Source organism: Dickeya fangzhongdai, assembly GCF_002812485.1.
Classification (GTDB): Bacteria; Pseudomonadota; Gammaproteobacteria; order Enterobacterales; family Enterobacteriaceae; genus Dickeya; species Dickeya fangzhongdai.
Genome location: NZ_CP025003.1, coordinates 2,417,818 through 2,438,490 on the forward strand (window position 1 = coordinate 2,417,818; position 20,673 = coordinate 2,438,490).

Annotated in this window: 20 protein-coding genes; 10 read left to right on the top strand and 10 right to left on the bottom strand. The window is 53.6% G+C overall.

From position 1 onward, the window contains the following. Nucleotide 1: 1 nt before the first annotated feature. Entirely contained in the window at nt 2-409 is a 408-nt protein-coding gene (hns, locus tag CVE23_RS10895) for a histone-like nucleoid-structuring protein H-NS (protein ID WP_038668517.1), read from the bottom strand. 385 nt (nt 410-794) lie between these two features. Here hns and CVE23_RS10900 point away from each other — a divergent pair, with 385 nt between their 5' ends. Then, nucleotides 795-1,394, top strand: coding sequence for a thymidine kinase (locus tag CVE23_RS10900; RefSeq protein WP_038918996.1), 600 nt, complete (start codon nt 795-797; stop codon nt 1,392-1,394). Between the two features lie 622 nt (nt 1,395-2,016). On the opposite strand, the gene adhE is transcribed toward CVE23_RS10900, so the two are convergent. After that, nucleotides 2,017-4,719 carry a bifunctional acetaldehyde-CoA/alcohol dehydrogenase gene (gene adhE / locus CVE23_RS10905; protein WP_100849529.1) on the bottom strand — a complete coding sequence of 901 codons (2,703 nt, stop codon included), beginning with the start codon at nt 4,717-4,719 and terminating at the stop codon, nt 2,017-2,019. A gap of 546 nt (nt 4,720-5,265) precedes the next feature. Here adhE and CVE23_RS10915 point away from each other — a divergent pair. The 7 genes from CVE23_RS10915 (at nt 5,266) to oppF (ending at nt 12,375) form a co-directional block, all read left to right on the top strand. Then, a complete protein-coding gene (locus tag CVE23_RS10915) occupies nt 5,266-5,910 on the top strand; it encodes a YchE family NAAT transporter (RefSeq protein WP_038658852.1) in 645 nt (214 codons plus the stop codon). A 196-nt stretch (nt 5,911-6,106) separates the two neighbouring features. Next, nucleotides 6,107-6,532, top strand: coding sequence for a hypothetical protein (locus CVE23_RS10920; RefSeq protein ID WP_039693953.1), 426 nt, complete (start codon nt 6,107-6,109; stop codon nt 6,530-6,532). A gap of 261 nt (nt 6,533-6,793) precedes the next feature. Then, the gene (gene oppA / locus CVE23_RS10925; RefSeq protein WP_038919001.1) at nt 6,794-8,437 is read left to right on the top strand and encodes an oligopeptide ABC transporter substrate-binding protein OppA; all 1,644 of its coding nucleotides are present in this window, start codon (nt 6,794-6,796) and stop codon (nt 8,435-8,437) included. A gap of 89 nt (nt 8,438-8,526) precedes the next feature. Next, a complete protein-coding gene (gene oppB / locus CVE23_RS10930) occupies nt 8,527-9,447 on the top strand; it encodes an oligopeptide ABC transporter permease OppB (protein WP_038658845.1) in 921 nt (306 codons plus the stop codon). A gap of 12 nt (nt 9,448-9,459) precedes the next feature. Then, nucleotides 9,460-10,368 carry an oligopeptide ABC transporter permease OppC gene (oppC, locus tag CVE23_RS10935; protein ID WP_038658842.1) on the top strand — a complete coding sequence of 303 codons (909 nt, stop codon included), beginning with the start codon at nt 9,460-9,462 and terminating at the stop codon, nt 10,366-10,368. A 16-nt stretch (nt 10,369-10,384) separates the two neighbouring features. Further along, the gene (gene oppD / locus CVE23_RS10940) at nt 10,385-11,374 is read left to right on the top strand and encodes an ABC transporter ATP-binding protein (protein ID WP_038919003.1); all 990 of its coding nucleotides are present in this window, start codon (nt 10,385-10,387) and stop codon (nt 11,372-11,374) included. Next, the gene (gene oppF / locus CVE23_RS10945; RefSeq protein ID WP_049853961.1) at nt 11,371-12,375 is read left to right on the top strand and encodes a murein tripeptide/oligopeptide ABC transporter ATP binding protein OppF; all 1,005 of its coding nucleotides are present in this window, start codon (nt 11,371-11,373) and stop codon (nt 12,373-12,375) included. The genes oppD and oppF overlap by 4 nt, the downstream gene beginning before the upstream one ends. A 114-nt stretch (nt 12,376-12,489) precedes the next feature. Here the strand turns inward: oppF and CVE23_RS10950 are convergent, their stop codons facing one another. Next, the gene (locus tag CVE23_RS10950; protein WP_013317870.1) at nt 12,490-12,813 is read right to left on the bottom strand and encodes an HI1450 family dsDNA-mimic protein; all 324 of its coding nucleotides are present in this window, start codon (nt 12,811-12,813) and stop codon (nt 12,490-12,492) included. Between the two features lie 54 nt (nt 12,814-12,867). Next, the gene (cls, locus tag CVE23_RS10955) at nt 12,868-14,328 is read right to left on the bottom strand and encodes a cardiolipin synthase (protein ID WP_100849531.1); all 1,461 of its coding nucleotides are present in this window, start codon (nt 14,326-14,328) and stop codon (nt 12,868-12,870) included. Nucleotides 14,329-14,554: 226 nt separating this feature from the next. On the opposite strand from cls, the gene CVE23_RS22740 reads away from it, so the two are divergent. Further along, on the top strand, nt 14,555-14,731 hold the full coding sequence (locus tag CVE23_RS22740) for a YciY family protein (protein ID WP_087881238.1): 177 nt from the start codon (nt 14,555-14,557) through the stop codon (nt 14,729-14,731). A 71-nt stretch (nt 14,732-14,802) separates the two neighbouring features. Here the strand turns inward: CVE23_RS22740 and CVE23_RS10960 are convergent, their stop codons facing one another. Both CVE23_RS10960 and CVE23_RS10965 read right to left on the bottom strand, forming a co-directional pair. After that, a complete protein-coding gene (locus CVE23_RS10960) occupies nt 14,803-16,503 on the bottom strand; it encodes a methyl-accepting chemotaxis protein (RefSeq protein WP_100849532.1) in 1,701 nt (566 codons plus the stop codon). Between the two features lie 129 nt (nt 16,504-16,632). Beyond that, a complete protein-coding gene (locus CVE23_RS10965) occupies nt 16,633-16,929 on the bottom strand; it encodes a YciI family protein (RefSeq protein WP_038658828.1) in 297 nt (98 codons plus the stop codon). 209 nt (nt 16,930-17,138) lie between these two features. Here CVE23_RS10965 and tonB point away from each other — a divergent pair, with 209 nt between their 5' ends. Further along, entirely contained in the window at nt 17,139-17,903 is a 765-nt protein-coding gene (gene tonB, locus CVE23_RS10970; protein ID WP_100849533.1) for a TonB system transport protein TonB, read from the top strand. 63 nt (nt 17,904-17,966) lie between these two features. Here tonB and yciA read toward each other — a convergent pair whose 3' ends face one another. From yciA to CVE23_RS10990, 4 genes are all read right to left on the bottom strand, one after another. Then, complete coding sequence (gene yciA, locus CVE23_RS10975) at nt 17,967-18,389, bottom strand: acyl-CoA thioester hydrolase YciA (protein WP_013317876.1); 423 nt, start codon at nt 18,387-18,389, stop codon at nt 17,967-17,969. A gap of 51 nt (nt 18,390-18,440) precedes the next feature. After that, nucleotides 18,441-19,001, bottom strand: a complete 561-nt coding sequence (locus CVE23_RS10980) for a septation protein A (RefSeq protein ID WP_100849534.1) — start codon at nt 18,999-19,001, stop codon at nt 18,441-18,443. Between the two features lie 193 nt (nt 19,002-19,194). Next, on the bottom strand, nt 19,195-19,947 hold the full coding sequence (locus CVE23_RS10985; RefSeq protein WP_100849535.1) for a YciC family protein: 753 nt from the start codon (nt 19,945-19,947) through the stop codon (nt 19,195-19,197). Nucleotides 19,948-20,065: 118 nt separating this feature from the next. Continuing rightward, on the bottom strand, nt 20,066-20,371 hold the full coding sequence (locus CVE23_RS10990; RefSeq protein ID WP_229705541.1) for a YkgJ family cysteine cluster protein: 306 nt from the start codon (nt 20,369-20,371) through the stop codon (nt 20,066-20,068). Between the last annotated feature and the right edge of the window lie 302 nt (nt 20,372-20,673).

Below are 20,673 nucleotides of genomic sequence, written 5' to 3' on the forward strand. Positions count from 1 at the left end.
ATTACAGCAGGAAGTCATCCAGAGACTTGCCTTGTTCTTCGATTGCTTTCTTGATGACTGCCGGGGTGCGGCCCTGACCGGTCCAGGTTTTCAGCTCGCCGTTTTCGTCGGTGTACTGATATTTAGCCGGGCGTGCTGCACGTTTGGCTTTACCGGCAACTTTGTTTGAACCCAAAGATTGCAGTAATTCGTTCGGGTCAATGCCATCGGCAATAAGCATTTCACGATACTGCTGTAATTTGCGTGTGCGTTCTTCAATTTCTGCCTGAGCCTGGTTTTCTTCTTCGCGGCGCTCGTTCACCACGACTTCCAGCTTTTCCAGCATTTCTTCCAGCGTTTCGAGGCTGCATTCTCTTGCCTGGGCGCGCAGGGTGCGGATGTTGTTTAGAATCTTAAGTGCTTCGCTCATTGGATTAATCTCAAAATAAATATTATTGGTGACAGTACAGAGATAATAGAGTGCCGTTTTATTTTCTGCAATAGGTAAAATTGTCAGGTTGTTAAAATTTAGCAAATTTAAAACGGAAATCACGTGTTGACTGACCAATATAAATTTCGGACAAGCCAGCTAATACATTCTGTTAGCGCGATCTGCAGCGGAAATAGCCATGTGGAGCGTCTCGATAGTTTCTTTGAACCCTCACGATGGAACTATCTATATTACTAAACCACAGAATGATTCAGGGCGCGTGCGGAGCGAGAGGCGGCGCGACTAAACCCTCGTCAGCGGCAATACCTATGTTACAATAAATTTTAACGATTACTGACCGGTGAATGCCGTTGAACGAGGAGCCATGGCGCAGCTTTATTTTTATTATTCCGCGATGAATGCAGGGAAATCCACCGCACTGTTACAGTCTTCATATAACTACCAGGAAAGGGGAATGCGAACCCTGGTGTTTACGGCTGAAATAGATGACCGTTCCGGGCGAAGCGGCATCGTTAGTTCCCGTATCGGTCTCTCTTCACCGGCGTTATTGTTTAACGAACAGACAGACTTATTCCAGACGCTTGAGCTGGAGCATCGTCAGCAAACTATTCACTGTGTGTTAATTGATGAAAGTCAGTTTTTGACACGTGAACAAGTGAATGCGCTGTGTGATGTTGTCGATCAATTAGACATTCCGGTTCTCTGTTATGGCCTGCGTACCGATTTCCGCGGGGAATTGTTCAGCGGAAGTCATTATTTATTGGCCTGGGCAGACAAACTGATCGAACTTAAAACCGTCTGCCATTGCGGGCGTAAAGCGAATCACGTATTGCGGGTGGATTCGCATGGCAAGCCCGTCATTGAAGGCGAGCAAGTCGTTATCGGCGGAAATGAGAGTTACGTATCGGTGTGTCGAAAGCATTATAAAATCGCGTTGGGATTGACCCGACCTGAAACGAAATAATCCATATCTATATAGGCTAAGCATTTAGCCGGGCTTATTAATAACCGGGTAGTGGCGGCGATTATCCGGTTATCGCTTCTGGTAAAAATTGATAATATAAATTAAATATTCGTTACCAGATGCGTATTTGCCGCTTTTGTCGTTGTTTTCACAGCCGCTCCTCCCCGGTGTTATTGATGCGATTTCCGGGGCGCCGTTCGCTTTATGAGCCGAATAATCCCTCACCGCCCTCTACTGATATAGCGGTGCTGCCACCGCGTTTGTCACAGCCAGGATAGATTAACCTGCTACCGGGGTTATCGGCGACACGGACGGTATACGCGATAGCAGGGCGTTTGAGCGCTGATACGCATGCTTGATGCACGAACCTTGCTTTACCTGCCTAAGGCTCTCCGTGGCTGTCAGGACCGTTATCAGAGAGCATTCTGGTACTTATCGCCAGATTCCAGATTACAGGGAATGGCGGTGCGTTCACGGCGGATGGTACCTCAGTAGATGATATCTCTGCGGGAGATGGCGGCGGGGGGAGTTATTTCTTGTCCGCGATGTGGTAAATCCCCCCCCCCCAAAAAAAAGCCCTGCGCGTGCGCACAGGGCTTTGAGTATGCTGCCGTCAGCGATATCAGTTAACGGCTTTTTTCTCTTTCTTCTCGGCTTTTTCCGCCTTGACGGGCACGCTGGCCGCCGCCGGGGTCGCTTTGCTCTCGGTGACCGCATGTTCGACAAACGGACGGCCGTAGAACGAATCCAGCAGGATTTGTTTCAACTCGGCAATCAGCGGATAACGCGGGTTGGCGCCGGTACACTGATCGTCAAACGCATCTTCAGAGAGTTTATCCACCTTGGCCAGGAAATCGGCTTCCTGTACGCCGGCTTCACGAATAGAGGTGGGAATCCCCAGCTCTTTCTTCATGCTTTCCAGCCAGGCCAGCAGTTTTTCAATTTTCTGCGCCGTACGGTCGCCAGCGGCGCTCAGACCCAGATGGTCGGCCACTTCCGCATAGCGACGGCGAGCCTGAGGACGGTCGTACTGGCTGAACGCCGTCTGTTTGGTCGGGTTATCGTTGGCGTTATAGCGGATCACGTTGCTAATCAGCAGGGCATTGGCCAGACCGTGCGGGATATGGAACTCGGAACCCAGTTTGTGCGCCATAGAGTGGCAGACGCCCAGGAAGGCGTTAGCGAAGGCGATACCGGCGATTGTCGCCGCGTTATGGACGCGCTCGCGGGCAACCGGATTTTTTGCGCCTTCATGGTAGCTGGTCGGCAGGTTTTCTTTCAGCAGCTTCAGTGCCTGCAGCGCCTGTCCGTCGGAGTATTCGTTCGCCAGCACGGATACATAGGCTTCCAGCGAGTGGGTCACCGCATCCAGGCCGCCGAACGCGCACAGCGATTTCGGCATGTTCATCACCAGATTGGCGTCCACAATCGCCATATCCGGGGTCAGCGCGTAGTCCGCCAGCGGATATTTCTGGCCGGTGGCGTCATCGGTCACCACGGCGAACGGCGTTACTTCCGAACCGGTGCCGGAGGTGGTGGTGACGGCGATCAGCTTGGCTTTCACGCCCATTTTCGGGAACTTGTAGATACGTTTGCGGATATCCATGAAACGCAGCGCCAGTTCTTCAAAATGGGTATCCGGGTGTTCGTACATGACCCACATGATCTTGGCGGCATCCATCGGCGAACCGCCGCCCAGCGCGATGATGACGTCGGGTTTGAAGGCGTTCATCTGTTCGGCGCCTTTACGAACGACGCTGAGCGTCGGGTCGGCTTCCACTTCAAAGAAGACATCGGTATCCAGACCCTGTTGTTTCAGTACCGACGTAATCTGGTCGACATAGCCGTTATTAAACAGGAAACGGTCGGTAACGATGAACGCGCGTTTAGCACCGTCGCTCGCAACTTCTTCCAGCGCGATCGGCAGAGAGCCGCGGCGGAAGTAGATAGATTTGGGAAGTTTGTGCCACAGCATATTCTCTGCTCGCTTAGCCACGGTTTTACGGTTGATCAGGTGTTTCGGCCCGACGTTCTCGGAGATGGAGTTACCGCCCCATGAACCGCAACCCAGCGTCAGCGACGGCGCCAGTTTAAAGTTGTACAGATCGCCGATCCCGCCCTGAGAGGCCGGGGTGTTGATCAGGATACGCGCGGTTTTCATCTTGTCGCCAAAATGGTTGACGCGACGAACCTGATTGTCCTGATCGGTGTACAGGCAGGAGGTGTGGCCGATGCCGCCCATCGCGACCAGTTTTTCTGCTTTGTCGACCGCGTCTTCAAAATCTTTCGCCCGGTACATGGCCAGCGTCGGGGAAAGTTTCTCGTGAGCGAACGGTTCGGACTCGTCTGCGTTCGTCACTTCACCGATCAGCACTTTGGTGCTGGCAGGCACGGTAATACCGGCCATTTCTGCAATCTTGATAGCCGGCTGGCCGACGATGGCGGCGTTGAGCGCGCCGTTTTTCAGCAGAATGCCTTGTACCGCGCTGAGTTCTTTGCCCTGAAGCAGGTAGCCGCCGTGGGTCGAGAAGCGTTCGCGTACGGCATCATAGATTTCATCGACCACGATCACCGACTGCTCGGAAGCGCAGATCACGCCGTTGTCGAAGGTTTTTGACATCAGAATCGATGCTACGGCGCGTTTGATGTCGGCCGTTTCATCGATCACTACCGGGGTGTTGCCCGCGCCTACGCCGATGGCCGGCTTACCGGAGCTGTAGGCCGCTTTCACCATGCCCGGGCCGCCCGTTGCCAGGATCAGATTGATATCCGGGTGATGCATCAGCTGATTGGACAGCTCCACCGACGGTTCATCAATCCAGCCGATGATGTCCTGGGGCGCGCCCGCGGCGATAGCAGCCTGCAGTACGATGTCCGCCGCTTTGTTGGTGGCGTTTTTGGCGCGCGGATGCGGGGAGAAGATAATGCCGTTGCGGGTTTTCAGGCTGATCAATGCCTTGAAGATAGCCGTGGAGGTCGGGTTGGTGGTCGGGACGATGCCGCAGATAAGGCCGATAGGTTCGGCAATCGTGATGGTGCCGAACGTATCATCGACGGACAGCACGCCGCAGGTCTGTTCATCCTTGTAAGCGTTATAGATGTATTCGGAAGCGAAGTGGTTTTTGATCACTTTGTCTTCAATGATACCCATGCCGGATTCGGCGACCGCCATTTTCGCCAGTGGTATACGGGCATCCGCAGCAGCCAGCGCGGCGGCGCGGAAGATCTGATCGACCTGCTCCTGCGAGAAATTTGCGAACTCCTGCTGCGCTTTTTTGACGCGTTCGACCAAAGCGTTAAGTTCAGCAACGTTTGTTACGGCCATAATGCACTCCTGTAATGTTAAGCTCTTTCAGTCAATGGTCAGCCCGGTAAATAAGCAGTATAGATAATGGTTGACGCACCTGATTTTGGCGGCGGTGATTATCCATTGACTCAAAGCGCTCCCGATGAATGCGATCGCCTTGTTTAGTAACAGAAACTCAGGTTTCTCAATCCTATTCCTAAAGTCGTCGGCGGTCTGACGGTAGAATCTGCTGCCTTTAATCCTTCTTGTTACGATGAAGGCAGAATACCCCGTTGTTAGTCGGTTTTTTGTGATCATGCTCGCTAAATTTCAATGCTGACACCATTCAGCACGATACGTTTGAGAATCGATATCATTTATAACGGCGATTTGTTAAAAATAAATGACCATAATATGAGTGGGTTTATATGGATTTGTGTCGAAAATCTGAATGGACGCAGAGAATAATTATCAGGGCGGAGGATGGAGGCGCGCGATGCTTTACATTATTGTAGGAGGCATCACGGCATCGGCTGTGTCTTATCAGGGATTCCCGGCGTTGACAATAATCTTCAGAGGTGGAATGTGATTCAGCCTGTCCTGGACTTCTCCGGTTACATCAAATTCTTTATCGGGTTGTTTGCGTTGATTAACCCGGTAGGCATTCTGCCGATCTTCATTAGCATGACCAATTATCAGGGCGCGGAAGGTCGGTCGAAGACCAACCTCACGGCGAATGTCTCCGTGGTGATCATTCTCTGGGGCGCGTTGTTTTTCGGCGACATAATTTTGCGGTTGTTCGGCATTTCCATTGATTCGTTTCGGATTGCGGGCGGCATTCTGATTGTCACCATCGCCATGTCGATGATCAGCGGCAAGCTGGGTGAGGATAAACAGAATAAGCAGGAGAAAACGGAAACCGCCAATCGGGAAAGTATTGGCGTGGTGCCGCTGGCATTACCACTGATGGCAGGGCCGGGGGCAATCAGTTCCACCATTGTCTGGAGTTCCCGTTATCACGGTTGGCAGAATCTGCTGGGGCTGTCGGTGGCGATTGCCGTTTTCGCATTCTGCTGCTGGCTGTTGTTCAGAGCCGCGCCGGCGCTGGTGCGACTGCTGGGGCAGACCGGCATTAACGTGGTAACGCGCATCATGGGGTTGCTGTTGATGTCGCTCGGCATCGAATTTATCGTCACCGGAATTCGCACCTTGTTTCCCGGTTTGCTATAGCCGCAAGGGCTGCTACTTTATTTTTATTGATACTTTTTTCTTATGTTTATTTCCCGGCAATAATTGGGCCGGGGAAAGCATGCCGCCCATTATTATTTATCACTCATTTATCACTTCAGATGGTCTGGCTCATTTTCATTCTTTATCGCATGCCTTAGATAAGCTAATGCATATGGTGTAAAAGGCGACAGGCATTATGACGAGTCGCATATGCGCTTTCGCTGTTAATTTATTCACACGCGGAGGGCGGGGCGCCAGGAATGGTGTTATTGTGTGCGGAAGTGTTTTATCGTGCATTTTTTATCCTGATCTATTGTTAATTCTTTCATACTTACAAGTTATTGGACAATCTGCTGCCGGGCGAAACTTTACCGCCGTGACGCTCGTCATGGATGTTTTTATATCCATTTACGCGCTCGAGCCATTTTGTGACTTTCCGAGATGGAAAAGAAATTTAAGTAACAGGCTGCAAAATCTATTGGCGAAGACGGATTCTTCTGATACGTTCGGCATCACGCTATTCCCCTTGGCTGTTATGGATAAGTTAATTTTATTAGAGCCTTATCAGTGGCTGCTTTTTTGTGGGGGGCGTACCATCAGGGAAGAGTGGAAATGGCTGTGAGCTGCCGGGTCTGGGAAAGGGCTGCGGCGGTTTTTGGGTTGCCGAAATGTGCTGTTTTTATCTCTGTTGATTTTTCCAACACGTTGGCGCGGCGTTATGACGTATCTGGCCGTGTTGCGTGGATAAAACAATTTAGATGTGATTGAGCGGCCGTGTTGCCAGATTCGTTCCTCTGGTGGCGATGATGTCTGTCCGCTTAATACGTAAAAAAAGTTATGTGCCTGATTGGGCGATAACAGTAGAACAGGAGCAAGGTAAATAATGGTAAACAACACTATTAAAAAAAGACTGGCGGTCAGCATTCTTGCTGCTATTACTGCCTCTGCTGGCGTTTCCGCCTGGGCCGCCACGGTGCCGGCCGGCGTTCAACTGGCTGAGAAACAGGAGCTGGTGCGCAATAATGGTTCCGAGGTTGCCTCGCTGGACCCGCATAAAATTGAAGGCGTGCCGGAATCCAACATTGCGCGCGATCTGCTGGAAGGGCTGCTGGTAACGTCCCCAGATGGTCATCCTGCGCCGGGCGTGGCAGAAAGCTGGGACAATAAAGATTTCAAAGTATGGACCTTCCATCTGCGTAAAAACGCCAAATGGTCCAACGGCGATCCGGTCACCGCTCAGGATTTCGTTTACAGCTGGCAGCGTATTTCTAACCCGAAAACCGCCTCTCCTTATGCCAGTTACCTGCAGTTCGGCCATATCGTTAACATCGATGATGTCGTCGCGGGCAAAAAATCACCTGACACGCTGGGCGTGAAAGCGATCGACGACCACACGCTGGAAGTGACCCTCAGCGAACCGGTTCCGTACTTCTATAAACTGCTGGTGCATCCGTCCACTTTCCCGGTGAACCAAAAAGTGGTTGAGCAGTTCGGCGACAAGTGGACCCAACCGGCCAACTGGGTCGGCAACGGCGCTTACAAGCTGAAAGAATGGATCGTGAACGAAAAAATCGTTCTGGAGCGCAACCCGAACTACTGGGATAACGCCAACACCATCATCAATAAAGTGACTTATCTGCCGATCTCCTCCGAAGTAACGGACGTGAACCGCTACCGCAGCGGCGAGATCGACATGACTTATAACAACCTGCCGATCGAACTGTTCCAGAAGCTGAAGAAAGAGATCCCCAATGAAGTGAAGGCGGATCCGTATCTGTGCACCTACTACTATGAAATCAACAACCAGAAAGCGCCGTTTACCGACGCCCGCGTGCGTCAGGCGCTGGTGCTGGGTTTGGATCAGGACATTCTGGTTAACAAGGTGAAAGGTCAGGGCGATACCCCGGCGTTTGGTTTCACCCCGCCGTACATCGACGGCCTGGACGGCAAACTGACTCCGCCGGAGTGGGTGAGCTGGTCACGTGAAAAACGTAATGCCGAAGCGAAGAAACTGCTGGCCGAAGCGGGCTTCACTGCTGAAAAACCGCTGACCTTTAACCTGCTGTACAATACTTCCGATCTGCACAAGAAACTGGCGATCGCTGCTTCTTCCATCTGGAAAAGCAATATCGGCGTAGATGCGAAGCTGGAAAACCAGGAGTGGAAAACCTTCCTGGATAGCCGTCATCAGGGGACCTTTGACGTAGCTCGTGCCGGCTGGTGTGCGGACTATAACGAACCGACTACGTTCCTGAACATCATGATCGCCAACAGCAGCAGCAACACCTCGCATTACAAGAGCGCGGATTTCGACAAGCTGATGGCGCAAGCGCTGGCGGCCAAAACAGAGGATGAACGCGCCGGTGTTTACCGAGAAGCGGAAGCGCTGCTGGAAAAAGACGCGGTTATCGTTCCGGTTTACTACTACGCCAATACCCGTCTGGTTAAGCCGTATGTAGGCGGCCTGACCGGTAAAGATCCGCTGGATAACCTCAACGTTAAAAATCTTTATATTATCAAGCATTAATGATGATGGGACTGCGTGCTGGCACGCAGTCCTTATTCGGTTTGATAGATAGAAGAGAAAATCTCAGACCGGTTTTATAGGTAAGGTCAATGTTAAAATTTATTTTCCGTCGTTGCCTGGAAGCAATCCCGACGTTGTTCATCCTGATTACCATCTCGTTTTTCATGATGCGACTGGCCCCGGGAAGTCCGTTTACTGGAGAACGCAACCTTCCCCCTGAAGTGATGGCGAATATCGAAGCCAAATACCATCTGAACGATCCGATGATCAAACAGTACGGTAATTATCTGGTGCAGTTGCTGCAAGGCGACTTCGGGCCGTCTTTCAAGTACAAAGATTATTCGGTAAATGATTTGGTCGTCCGGGCTTTTCCGGTGTCGGCTAAATTGGGTGCCGCCGCTTTTCTGCTGGCTGTGGTGCTGGGGGTGACCTCCGGCGTGATTGCCGCATTGAATCAAAACAGTAAATGGGACTACACGGTAATGGGGTTTGCCATGACCGGGGTGGTAATCCCGAGCTTTGTGGTGGCGCCGCTGCTGGTGCTGGTCTTTGCGATAACCCTGCGCTGGCTGCCCGGGGGCGGCTGGAACGGCGGCGCGCCGAAATACATCATTTTGCCGATGGTTGCGCTGTCCCTGTCCTATATCGCCAGTATCGCCCGTATTACCCGCGGCTCCATGATTGAAGTGCTGCATTCGAACTTTATCCGCACCGCGCGCGCCAAAGGGCTGCCGCTGCACCGGATTATTCTGCGCCATGCCCTGAAGCCGGCGCTGTTGCCGGTGCTTTCCTACATGGGGCCGGCGTTCGTGGGGATCATCACTGGCTCCATGGTGATTGAAACCATTTTCGGTTTACCTGGTATTGGTCAGTTGTTTGTTAACGGTGCGCTTAACCGTGACTATTCGCTGGTGCTCAGTCTGACGGTTTTGGTGGGCGCGCTGACCATTCTGTTTAATGCGGTCATCGATGTGCTGTACGCGGTCATCGATCCGAAGATCCGTTACTAAGGTAAATCACTGATGTTTTGGAATAAACGTAACCGCGAAGCGCTGGATAATTTCAGCGAAAAACTGGAAGTGGAAGGGCGCAGCCTGTGGCAGGATGCGCGCCGTCGCTTCATGCACAACCGGGCGGCGCTGGCCAGCCTGTTCGTACTGACGCTCATCACGCTGTTTGTCGTCATTGGCCCGATGGTGGCGCCGTTCAACTATGCCGATACCGACTGGAATATGATGTCCAGCGCGCCTGACATGGTGTCCAAACACTATTTCGGCACCGATTCGTCCGGCCGCGACCTGCTGGTGCGTGTGGCGATCGGCGGACGTATTTCTCTGATGGTCGGCGTTGCCGCCGCGTTGGTGGCGGTAGTCGTGGGAACGCTGTATGGCGCTGCATCCGGCTATCTGGGTGGGAAAGTGGACTCGGTCATGATGCGTCTGCTGGAGATCCTTAACTCCTTCCCGTTCATGTTCTTCGTTATCCTGCTGGTGACGCTGTTCGGGCAAAATATCCTGCTGATTTTTGTGGCTATCGGCATGGTGTCCTGGCTGGACATGGCCCGTATCGTTCGCGGCCAGACCCTGAGCCTGAAACGTAAAGAGTTCATTGAAGCCGCGTTGGTGTGCGGTGTATCCACCCGCAGTATCGTGCTGCGCCATGTCGTGCCGAATGTGCTGGGCGTGGTCGTGGTCTACGCGTCGCTGCTGGTGCCGAGCATGATCCTGTTCGAATCTTTTCTGAGTTTCCTTGGCCTGGGTACCCAGGAACCGCTGAGCAGCTGGGGCGCGCTGCTGAACGATGGCGCCAATTCAATGGAAGTGGCGCCGTGGCTGCTGCTGTATCCCGCCGGTTTCCTGGTGGTGACCCTGTTCTGTTTCAACTTTATCGGCGATGGCCTGCGTGATGCCCTCGACCCGAAAGACCGCTAAGGAGACGCTTCATACCATGATGAATACGTCACAACCCCGTGAAGCGCTGCTTGACGTTAAAGATTTGCGCGTGACTTTCAGTACGCCTGACGGTGATGTCACCGCGGTAAACGACCTTAATTTCTCTCTCAGCGCCGGTGAGACGCTGGGGATTGTCGGGGAGTCCGGCTCTGGTAAATCCCAGACAGCGTTTGCGCTGATGGGCCTGCTGGCCGCGAACGGCCGTATCGGCGGTTCCGCCCGTTTCAACGGTCGCGAGATTCTCAATCTGCCGGAACGTGAGCTCAATCGCCTGCGCGCGGAAGAGATCGCTATGATTTTCCAGGACCCGATGACGTCGCTGAATCCGTACATGCGTGTCGGCGACCAGCTGATGGAAGTGCTGATGCAGCACAAGAAACTCGGTAAAAGCGAAGCGTTTGACGAGTCGGTGCGTATGCTGGACGCGGTGAAAATGCCGGAAGCCAGAAAACGTATGCGCATGTACCCGCACGAGTTTTCCGGCGGGATGCGTCAGCGCGTTATGATCGCGATGGCGCTGCTGTGCCGTCCTAAATTGCTGATCGCCGACGAACCGACCACCGCGCTCGACGTGACGGTACAGGCGCAGATCATGACATTGCTCAACGACCTGAAGCGCGAGTTCAATACCGCCATTATCATGATTACCCACGATCTGGGCGTGGTAGCGGGTATTTGCGACAAGGTGCTGGTGATGTACGCCGGCCGTACCATGGAGTACGGCAGCGCGCGCGAAATTTTCTACGAGCCGACGCATCCGTATTCAATCGGCTTGCTGAAAGCCGTTCCCCGTCTTGACGAAGAGAACGAAGCGCTGGCCACTATTCCGGGCAATCCGCCTAACCTGTTGCGCTTGCCGAAAGGGTGTCCTTTCCAGCCGCGTTGCCCCTATGCACAGGACCGGTGCCAGCAGGCGCCTGAATTGACGCCGTTTGGCGAGGGCCGTCTGCGTGCCTGTTTCCGGAGTGTGGGGGAATTAGTATGAACGAGCTGGAAAACAAAAAAGTCTTGCTTGAAGTGGATGAACTGAAAGTCCACTTTGATATCCGCGATGATAAACAGTGGTTCTGGCAACCCGCCAAGAAGCTGAAAGCGGTTGATGGCGTTACCCTGCGGCTGTACGAAGGGGAAACGCTGGGGGTTGTTGGGGAGTCCGGTTGCGGCAAATCCACGCTGGCCCGCGCGATCATCGGTCTGGTGAAGGCCACCAGCGGGCGCATTAGCTGGCTGGGTAAAGACCTGCTGGGGATGCGTGATACCGAATGGCGCAATGTGCGCAGCGATATCCAGATGATTTTCCAGGATCCGTTGGCGTCGCTGAACCCGCGTATGACCATCGGCGAAATTATCGCCGAACCGCTGCGCACCTACCACCCGGAGATGCCGCGTCAGGAAGTGAAAGACCGCGTCAAAGCGATGATGATGAAGGTTGGCCTGCTGCCGAACCTGATCAACCGCTACCCGCACGAGTTTTCCGGTGGTCAGTGTCAGCGTATCGGTATTGCCCGCGCGCTGATTCTGGAACCGAAACTGATCATCTGTGATGAACCGGTTTCCGCGCTGGACGTGTCGATTCAGGCTCAGGTGGTAAACCTGCTGCAACAGTTACAGCGGGAAATGGGGCTGTCGCTGATCTTTATCGCCCACGATTTGTCGGTGGTCAAACACATCTCCGACCGCGTGCTGGTGATGTATCTGGGTCATGCGGTGGAACTGGGAACCTACGACGAGCTGTACCACAATCCGCAGCATCCTTATACCCGCGCCCTGATGTCGGCGGTGCCGATTCCTGACCCGGACAAGGAGCGCAACAAGCAGATTCAACTGCTGGAAGGCGACCTGCCGTCACCGATTAATCCGCCTACCGGCTGTGTGTTCTGCACCCGTTGCCCGGTTGTCGGACCGGAATGCACCAAAACCCGGCCGGTGCTCGAAGGCAGCTTCCGCCATGCGGTATCCTGCCTGAAGGTGGATCCGCTGTCGTAATCCGGCGCTGCTCGTGTAAGCAATACCCGGTAATAAACAAAACGCCCCGTCAGGGGCGTTTTGCTGTTCGTCGCTGATCGCTGATGATGGCCGATTAGGCTGCGATCGCGGCGGTTACTCTTTCCACAGAATGTGGCACAGTTTGTGGTCCTTTTCGCGGCAGATCAGAATGCGGGCGAAAATATCATTGATTTCCTCACCTTCCTGCTCGGCCAGACCAATAACCACTTCGGCGAAAAAGTCCGGATTCAGGTCGAAATCCACGTGTTCCTGCCAGTCTTCCGCCGGATCAAACAGCTCCGCACCGCCACGCTCTTCGAACTGCAGGTTGAACAGCAGGATATCTGCCGGGTCCAGGTTATCCGGCGCCAGTTCCAGAAAGATATCGTAGGCCTGTTCCAGCGTTTCATCTTCTGTCAGGCGGTTATTTAAATCCATACAACATTCCTGTTAAAACGTGATGGGGGTATTAGAGCATGAAGGGCGGTGTGATTACAGCAGTGGACTGAAAAAGTAAAACAGCCGCTCGACGATACGCTGCCAGTAGGGGCGTTTTAGCCATTCTTTAGTGTTCAGCAGGCGAGAGCGGGACATGTAATCCTCCTGCACGCAGGCCAGATCGCTGCCAAACCCGTCGTCGTCAATCACCAGGGTGATTTCGAAGTTCAGCCACAGGCTGCGCATATCCAGATTGACCGTCCCCACCAGACTGAGCTGGCCGTCTACCAGCACGCTTTTGGTGTGCAGCAACCCGCCTTCGAACTGATAAATTTTAACGCCCGCCGCCAGTAGTTCGGTGAAAAAAGCTTTGCAGGCCCAGCCAACCATCACGGAATCGTTTTTGTAAGGTACGATGACGCTGACCTCTACGCCGCGCTGTGCGGCGGTGCAGATGGCGTGTTGCAGGTCGTCGCTGGGCACAAAATAAGGCGTGGTCATGATCAACTGATGACGAGCAGAGTAAACGGCGGTCAGCAGCGCCTGATGGATCATATCCTCGGGGTAGCCGGGACCGGAGGCGATGACCTGCACCGTATGGCCGCGCTCTTGCTCAAACGGCATGATATTCACGTCGGGCGGCGGCGGCGGCAGGCGCTGACCGGTTTCCATTTCCCAGTCGAGGCTATAGATAACGCCCATCGTGGTGGTCACCGGACCTTCGATGCGCACCATCAGGTCCACCCACTGGCCGACGCCGGAGTCCTGCTTGAAATAACGCGGATCCACCATGTTCATGCTGCCGGTGTAGGCGATGCGGTTATCAATCAGGATCACCTTACGGTGCTGGCGTAAGTCCATCCGGCGCAGGAATGCGCGCAGCAGGTTGACCTGTAGCGCATCCACCACCGTGATGCCGGCGGCGCGCATGACCTCCGGGTAGGTGCTGTGAAAAAACTGCACGCTGCCTGCCGAATCCAGCAGGATGCGGCATTTGACCCCGCGTCGCGACGCCGTCAGCAGAGCGGTCATCACCTGATCCACCAATCCGCCGGCCTGCCAGATATAGAACACCATCTCGATGTTATTGCGGGCCAGTTCAATGTCGCGAATCAACGTCCTGATGGTGTCGTCGAATGAGGTCAACAACTGCAACTGATTACCCTTGATGCCGCCAATGCCCTGACGACGCTCGCAGAGCTGAAACAACGATCGCGCCACTTCACTATTTTCAGTGGCGAAAATGCGGCGATATTCTTTTAGTTCACGAAGCCACTGCGCGGTAACCGGCCACATTTGCCGAGCGCGTTCCGCACGGCGTTTCCCCAGATGCAATTCGCCGAATAACAGATAAGCGACGATCCCGACCAGCGGCAGAATATAAATCACCAACAGCCAGGCCATAGCGGAAGGAACCGCGCGTCTTTTCATCAGAATACGCAGCGTAATGCTGGCAACGAGCAGCCAATAGCTAAAAACCAGTAATCCGCTCAGTACAGTATAAAATGCTGTCATAGTAACAATGCACGGTTCCCTGCTGCGAAATGTTTACGAGTTCAAGTGTATGCATAGTTCCCCAAAGGGGAAAGTCCTTTACTCTGAATACTATAGCGCATGAAGGGCAAGCGTGCGGATTCGGGAAAATCCTGTCGTATCGCTTGGCGGAGGATATCAGAGGGATATAATAACCCGGTCCCATCACGCTTATTACAGAGTTGTGCCATGAAACAAGAGTCGAGCCATGAAACGCAGCCGGAATGAAGTCAGCCGTTGGCGTATGCAACGTCAGGTGCAGCGCCGTCGCAGCCGCTGGCTTGAGGCCCAGTCACGCGGTTACCGGCATATCCACCACGTGCGCTACCTGCTCCAGAAGCAGCAACGTCGCGCGTTATTGTATGCGGTGGCTTACGAGTGGTAACCATCAGGTAGTCCGTGTCAGGCCCAACGCTCGCCAGAGCGTTGGGCTTTTTTATTATCTGAAAGAGAGGATTACAGGGCTGGCGAGTGTTGCGGTAGGGCAACATAGCCATTAGCGACCGGAGCCGGCGTAGCGCGAGGCGCGTCAGATTCGGCCGCTGCCGCCGTGCCGGGCAACTGGAACAGGGATACCGACAGATTGAGCTGCTCGGTCTGCTCAAGCAACTGAAGGCAGGTGCGGGCAGAGGCGTCCACCTGCAGGGCATTCTGTTTCACCGTATCGTTGAGTGAACTGATGCGGTTGGTCACTTCATGGATGCTTTGATTCTGTTGTTGCGAAATATCGGTGATTTCACTCAGGAATGTGCTGGTGCCTTTGGCCGCCTGAATGATTTCCTGCAGGCTATCGTTGAGGTGACCGACCAGTCTGGCGCCGGTAGCGACGCTGCTGTCCGATTCATGAATCAACGCATTGATGTTTTGGGCCGACTGACTGCTTTGTGAAGCCAGCGCGCCCACCTCGCGGGCGACAACCGAGAAACCTTTACCCATCTCGCCGGCCCGGGCCGCTTCAATTGCGGCATTGAGCGACAGGATATGCGTCTGAAACGCCACGTTTTCTATCAACGAGATGACTTCCGTCATTTCCTTGCTGCGGCCGGAAATGTCCTGCATCGCGTCTCTGACATCGCTCATCATGGTTTCGCCCTGTTCGGCGATGTGACTGGTTTCTTGTGCGTGATGACTGGCTTGCTCGGTGTACTGGGCGTTCTGCTCCAGGTGCTGACTGATCTGGATAATGTGCTCGGTGGTGACTTTCAACTCTGCGGACTGTCGATTAGCCTGTTCAGACAGCAAACGGTTGTCGGTAGTGACATGACTGACCTGTTGCATCATGGTTTCCATCCCCTGACGAACTTGACTTATCAGGTCCACCAGACCGCTCTGCATCTGCACCACGCTGCTGTTTAGCAGCGCGATTTCACGGGTTGCACGTTTTTCTATGCCGATGTCATGCGATAGATCGCCGGCTGCGATCAGCCGCAGGTGGTCGGTGATGCGCTTAAGCGGATGAACGATCACTTTGTTCACGCCAATCCAGACGACCAGCGAAATCGTCAGCAACAATCCCAGAATGACGATAAACAGGGTGTGGGCGGCATCAAGATTATCCAACAGCTGCTGAGCATGTTGCTTTTGACGGGCATCGTTTTCCTGCAGGTACCGGGCGTATTTTTGGGTAAACAGGGTCTGGTAAGCCTGGATGGGGACGGCAAAGAAAATATCGATTTCGTTGGTTTTTTTGATGCCTTGCGCCAGTTCGAGCAGACCGTTATAGAGCTGCTGATAACTGCTTTTTAGCTCGGTGAAGGCGGCGTCATTGCGGGGGGCGCCAGAAAAGCGCTCTAGCTTTTGATAATACGCCTGCGCGTGGGTTAACGACTCTTCCGCTTCGGTCATCAGGCTGTTCCAACTGCCGACCGAGCCGGTTTCTTTGTCAAACATCAGGTAAATGCCGGCACGATTGAGCTTGTCGCTGGCGTTCATCACTTCCATGCGAGCCTGATCCATCAGTGCCTGTTGTTGGCGCAGGGCTTCGTTGGCGGCGCTGTCCTGACGCACTTCAGTCATGGTTTTCGATATCATCCCTACGGACAACAGCTGTAGTAAGGAAAATAACCCAATGATTAGCAGCAAACCGGAAAGAAAACTCAGGCGGTATTGACGCACTCTGCCCAGAAAACCGGAGCGTGACGGGGCGGATGTTGACATGACAATCTACTCTCTAAAGATAAATTGCCGCCAACATAACATCATTAAATGACTAAAATATTTCAGATATTTAAGAGGAAAACGGAGGCATTATTTGGTGAAAATACCATGACCTCCGTCAAATTTGGATTAAAATGCTTTTCTGAAGGGCTTGACGCTGACAGACTCGTAGACGCCGGCGGCGACATAGGGATCTTCGTCTGCCCAATGGCGGGCGTCTTCCAGCGACGGGAATTCGGCAATCACCGTTGAACCGGTAAATCCGGCGGTGCCTGGGTCTTCACTGTCGATAGCCGGCAGTGCGCCCGCGGTCAACAAACGCCCCTGATCCCGCAGTGTTTGCAGGCGGGCGATATGAGCGGGGCGAGCGGCCAGACGTTTTTCCAGCGAGCCGGGCACATCGGTGGCATAAATCACATACAGCATGGTAAACCTCGGTCTGTCAGACCATTGTGGGACGGAACCGCCATCATACGCGATGATACCGGTAGGACAATCCCTGTTACCGTCCGTCCGGTTTTGCGGCATGAAAACCGATGCGGATTGAGCCGTCCCATGCGGGAATTGATCGGCTTCTATTGAATATGATTGTCATTTGCATTTAAACTTGCGCAGTGAGAGGACATCATATAACTATGCCGCAGAAAACATTTTTCCTGACCCGCCGATATTCATGGCCGATGCTGATTTCCGTGGGTTTTCATGGTTCACTGATTGCCGGGTTGCTGTTTGCTTCATTTAATACATCAGTCAAGCTGCCGTCGACGCCGCAGCCGATCCAGGTCGTGATGGTCAATACCGCGCCGGAGGAAGCTGCGCCAGCCCCATCGGCTGCGCCTCAGCCAGAACCGGAAAAGGTGCCGGAACCGACGCCGGAGCCGGAAGTTCAGCCAGAACCGCCGCCGCTGCCAAAACCGGTTCCAGTTCCGTTGCCGGAGCCGAAGCCCCAGCCCAAACCTAAGCCGAAACCGGAGCCGGAGCCGAAACCTAAACCGGTAAAAAAAGTGGAACAGCCGAAGGAAACGCCGCGTGAAACCGCGCCGCAGCCGACGGCGACGCCGTCGGCCAGCCAGACAGTCAGCCGTAATACGGCGCCGGTCAGCCAGGCTCCGGTCGCCAGCGCTCAGCCCTCGGGGCCAAGACCGTTGAGCCGGGCTCAGCCGGAATATCCGGCTCGGGCGTTCGCCTTGCGTATCGAAGGCCGGGTTAAGGTGCAGTTTGACGTCGATGAATCGGGACGGGTGGATAACGTCCGTGTACTGTCGGCGGAGCCTAAGAACATGTTTGAGCGAGATATCAAGCAGGCGATGCGTAAATGGCGTTATGAAGAGAGCAAACCGGGGAAAGACCTGGTGGTGACGATCATCTTTAGAATCAATGGCGGCGCCGCGATGGAGTAAGTCGCAGCCAGATTGACGTTGAAAAAATTAAGGCACCGCTAGCGGTGCCTTAATCATTTGTCATTATTGCTCAGGCTCGAAATGGCTTTTCCCTTCCGGCAATTCGCGCGGTCGACCGTCTTCGTCCACGGCAACGTAGGTAAACAGCGCTTCGGTGGCGCGGTAGCGTTGGCCGATAGGGTCGGTCGAAACCTTTTTCACCCACACTTCCACATTAATAGTCATCGAGCTGCGACCGGTACGGACGCAGCGGGCATAGCAGCACACCACATCGCCGACGGCGACAGGTTTTAGGAACGTCATGCCGTCAACCCGAACGGTGACGACGCGACCTTCTGCAATCTCTTTTGCCTGGATAGCGCCGCCGATATCCATCTGCGACATCAGCCAGCCGCCAAAAATATCGCCGTTGGCATTGGTGTCCGCCGGCATGGCCAGCGTGCGCAGCACCAGTTCGCCGTGAGGTAATGCGTCTTGTTTGCTCATAGGGTCAACGAATCCGCTTGTGAGTAGTCAATGTCAGTCTGTGTCGGGCGATCATTTGTCGCTTTCGTTTTCCGTCTTTTCCGGCTCAGCCGGCAGATGACGATAAATGTAAACGCCGCACAGCAATGTAAATACCAGAGTCAGGCCGGTGAGGCCAAATACTTTAAAGTCAACCCAAACGCTTTGCGGCAGCCAGAATGCAATATAAATATTAGCCAGGCCGCACAGCAGGAAAAATACCGCCCATGAAATATTCAGTTTTGCCCATACCATTTCCGGTAACGCCAGTTCTTTACCCAGCATGCGCTGAATCAGGGTTTTCTTCATCACAAACTGGCTGAACAGCAAGGCAATGGCGAACAGCGTATAAATAATGGTTACTTTCCATTTGATGAATTGGTCATTGTGGAATACCAGCGTCAGGGTGCCGAATACGGCAACCATCAGGAACGTCAGCAGCATCATCTTTTCGATTTTGCGGTAAATAAACCAACTCAACAGTAACGTCGCCGCCGTTGCAGCAATCAATGCTCCGGAGGCGACATAGATGTCATACAGTTTATAACAAACAAAGAAAACAATAAGAGGAATAAAATCAATCAGTTGCTTCATTATGTTAATCCGTCACTTACCCGTGTGGGGTGGTGGTCCGCATGTATCAAAAGGGCCAATCTATTTCTGAATTATTATCGCCGTTTGCGCAGCTCGATTCCCGATTTATCGTAACAATTTGCAGAAAATTACGTTATGGCGGGCGACGATAGCGGAGCAGCGCCGTCGCTGCTCCGGAATAAGCGGTGTGAATTTAGCCGCGCACCAGCATGTAAAGGCGAAATACATAGACCAGCAGCATGGCGGAAAGCACGTTGCTGATGCCGTTCAGAATCACGGCCATGGCGGTAGGCGATACCATCGGTAACCGGGTCAGCAACAACAACAGCGCGACTTTGGCCAGCAGCCACAGTATTACGGCCGGCGCAGTCTGGCGGAAATGGGCGAACGCCAGCTTGCTGCTGGCACGCATGGAGGCAAAGATCCCGCGCTTTTCGGTAACGGCGATCACGGGTGACAGGCTAAAGGCGATGGATAACAAAATCCCCGGAACCACGACCAATAACATGCCTAACTGAATCAACAGGGTGCAAACCAGTATCAGCAAAAACAGGCGGGGTAACAGCGGCGCCGAGGCACCAATGGCGCGCAGGGCGCTGATTTTATGACCCGCCGACACCAGTTGGATCAGCATCAGGATGCCGCCGGTCAGCAGCGCGTTGCCTACCAGCGTGGCAAACGTGCCGGCGGCAGAGGCTTTCAGCAGCACCATTTGTTGCTCGGGGGAAAGCTGTTGGATGATATCGCTGATACCAGGCTGCTCGATGGAGGACAGATCTACATTACTGTTGCTGAGTAGTTGCAGCTGATCGTTGCCGGGCGTAAAGACGTGCCCGAGGAGGACGGTGATCAAGGACGTCAGCAGCGCCAGCATCAGGATGCTGAAAAACTGGTTACGCGTAAAATTCAAGGTGTCACGGTATAATCTGCTGGCCGTGATAGGCATGAAAACTCCTTGGCAAAGGTTAGCAATAGGGCTTTTAGCAAAAAATATTATCCGGCTATTGTAACCCGTTCAGCTGTTTCGTGGCACCCCGGCGTGACGTTCTGCTTTTTATTCTGATTCATGCACACGGCAGCGGCAATCTGGCTGGAACCAGCGGCGGCAGGCCATAGGCCGCGCGAGCCCGATCGCAGGCGTCATTGCGCTGACCATTTTCTCCCGATGGCGCAAATTCATGGCAAGGCGTGGGCCGTTGGGCATAGATACGGCAACTGACCGACTCACCGATTTCGCCTTCCAGTGCGCAACAGCGAATCGGTTTGCTGTTGGTGCCGGCCATACAGCGCAGAAATGGCGTTACCGGTTCCGTCAGCGAGGCGGGAACGCTTCCGCCGCCGTCATCAGCTTCCGACCAATAAAAAGACACTCGAAAGTAACCGCAGCAAGCACCGCATTCCATACAAGGGTTGACGTTATCGCTCATGGTTGATTATCCACCGGCCTCAATCGTGTTGAATCTCAGGTGAACAGAAGAATTTACGCCCGAATACCGGGTCGCGCAGCTCCTTTTTTGTACTGATGCAAAATTGGTCTTTTCTGTGCTTTTTGATTTGGATCAATTCTTTGTTTTTTAGAGACTTGGGGTGTTTTGATTGATGACATAATGTCGCAAAAATCCTGCCAGGATGTGATCTGGCTTCAAACAAAAATACCCCTTAGTGGGTATAG

What these genes read in the sequence shown, in the direction of transcription:
- oppB (WP_038658845.1), top strand. Translation starts at nt 8,527, where the DNA reads ATGTTAAAATTTATTTTCCGTCGTTGCCTGGAAGCAATCCCGACGTTG.
- CVE23_RS10965 (WP_038658828.1), bottom strand. Translation starts at nt 16,929, where the DNA reads ATGCTGTATGTGATTTATGCCACCGATGTGCCCGGCTCGCTGGAAAAA.
- yciA (WP_013317876.1), bottom strand. Translation starts at nt 18,389, where the DNA reads ATGAGCAAACAAGACGCATTACCTCACGGCGAACTGGTGCTGCGCACG.
- CVE23_RS10985 (WP_100849535.1), bottom strand. Translation starts at nt 19,947, where the DNA reads ATGCCTATCACGGCCAGCAGATTATACCGTGACACCTTGAATTTTACG.
- CVE23_RS10900 (WP_038918996.1), top strand. Translation starts at nt 795, where the DNA reads ATGGCGCAGCTTTATTTTTATTATTCCGCGATGAATGCAGGGAAATCC.
- adhE (WP_100849529.1), bottom strand. Translation starts at nt 4,719, where the DNA reads ATGGCCGTAACAAACGTTGCTGAACTTAACGCTTTGGTCGAACGCGTC.
- CVE23_RS10950 (WP_013317870.1), bottom strand. Translation starts at nt 12,813, where the DNA reads ATGGATTTAAATAACCGCCTGACAGAAGATGAAACGCTGGAACAGGCC.
- cls (WP_100849531.1), bottom strand. Translation starts at nt 14,328, where the DNA reads ATGACAGCATTTTATACTGTACTGAGCGGATTACTGGTTTTTAGCTAT.
- oppF (WP_049853961.1), top strand. Translation starts at nt 11,371, where the DNA reads ATGAACGAGCTGGAAAACAAAAAAGTCTTGCTTGAAGTGGATGAACTG.
- CVE23_RS22740 (WP_087881238.1), top strand. Translation starts at nt 14,555, where the DNA reads ATGAAACGCAGCCGGAATGAAGTCAGCCGTTGGCGTATGCAACGTCAG.
- oppA (WP_038919001.1), top strand. Translation starts at nt 6,794, where the DNA reads ATGGTAAACAACACTATTAAAAAAAGACTGGCGGTCAGCATTCTTGCT.
- CVE23_RS10920 (WP_039693953.1), top strand. Translation starts at nt 6,107, where the DNA reads ATGACGAGTCGCATATGCGCTTTCGCTGTTAATTTATTCACACGCGGA.
- oppC (WP_038658842.1), top strand. Translation starts at nt 9,460, where the DNA reads ATGTTTTGGAATAAACGTAACCGCGAAGCGCTGGATAATTTCAGCGAA.
- tonB (WP_100849533.1), top strand. Translation starts at nt 17,139, where the DNA reads ATGCCGCAGAAAACATTTTTCCTGACCCGCCGATATTCATGGCCGATG.
- CVE23_RS10960 (WP_100849532.1), bottom strand. Translation starts at nt 16,503, where the DNA reads ATGTCAACATCCGCCCCGTCACGCTCCGGTTTTCTGGGCAGAGTGCGT.
- hns (WP_038668517.1), bottom strand. Translation starts at nt 409, where the DNA reads ATGAGCGAAGCACTTAAGATTCTAAACAACATCCGCACCCTGCGCGCC.
- CVE23_RS10980 (WP_100849534.1), bottom strand. Translation starts at nt 19,001, where the DNA reads ATGAAGCAACTGATTGATTTTATTCCTCTTATTGTTTTCTTTGTTTGT.
- oppD (WP_038919003.1), top strand. Translation starts at nt 10,385, where the DNA reads ATGATGAATACGTCACAACCCCGTGAAGCGCTGCTTGACGTTAAAGAT.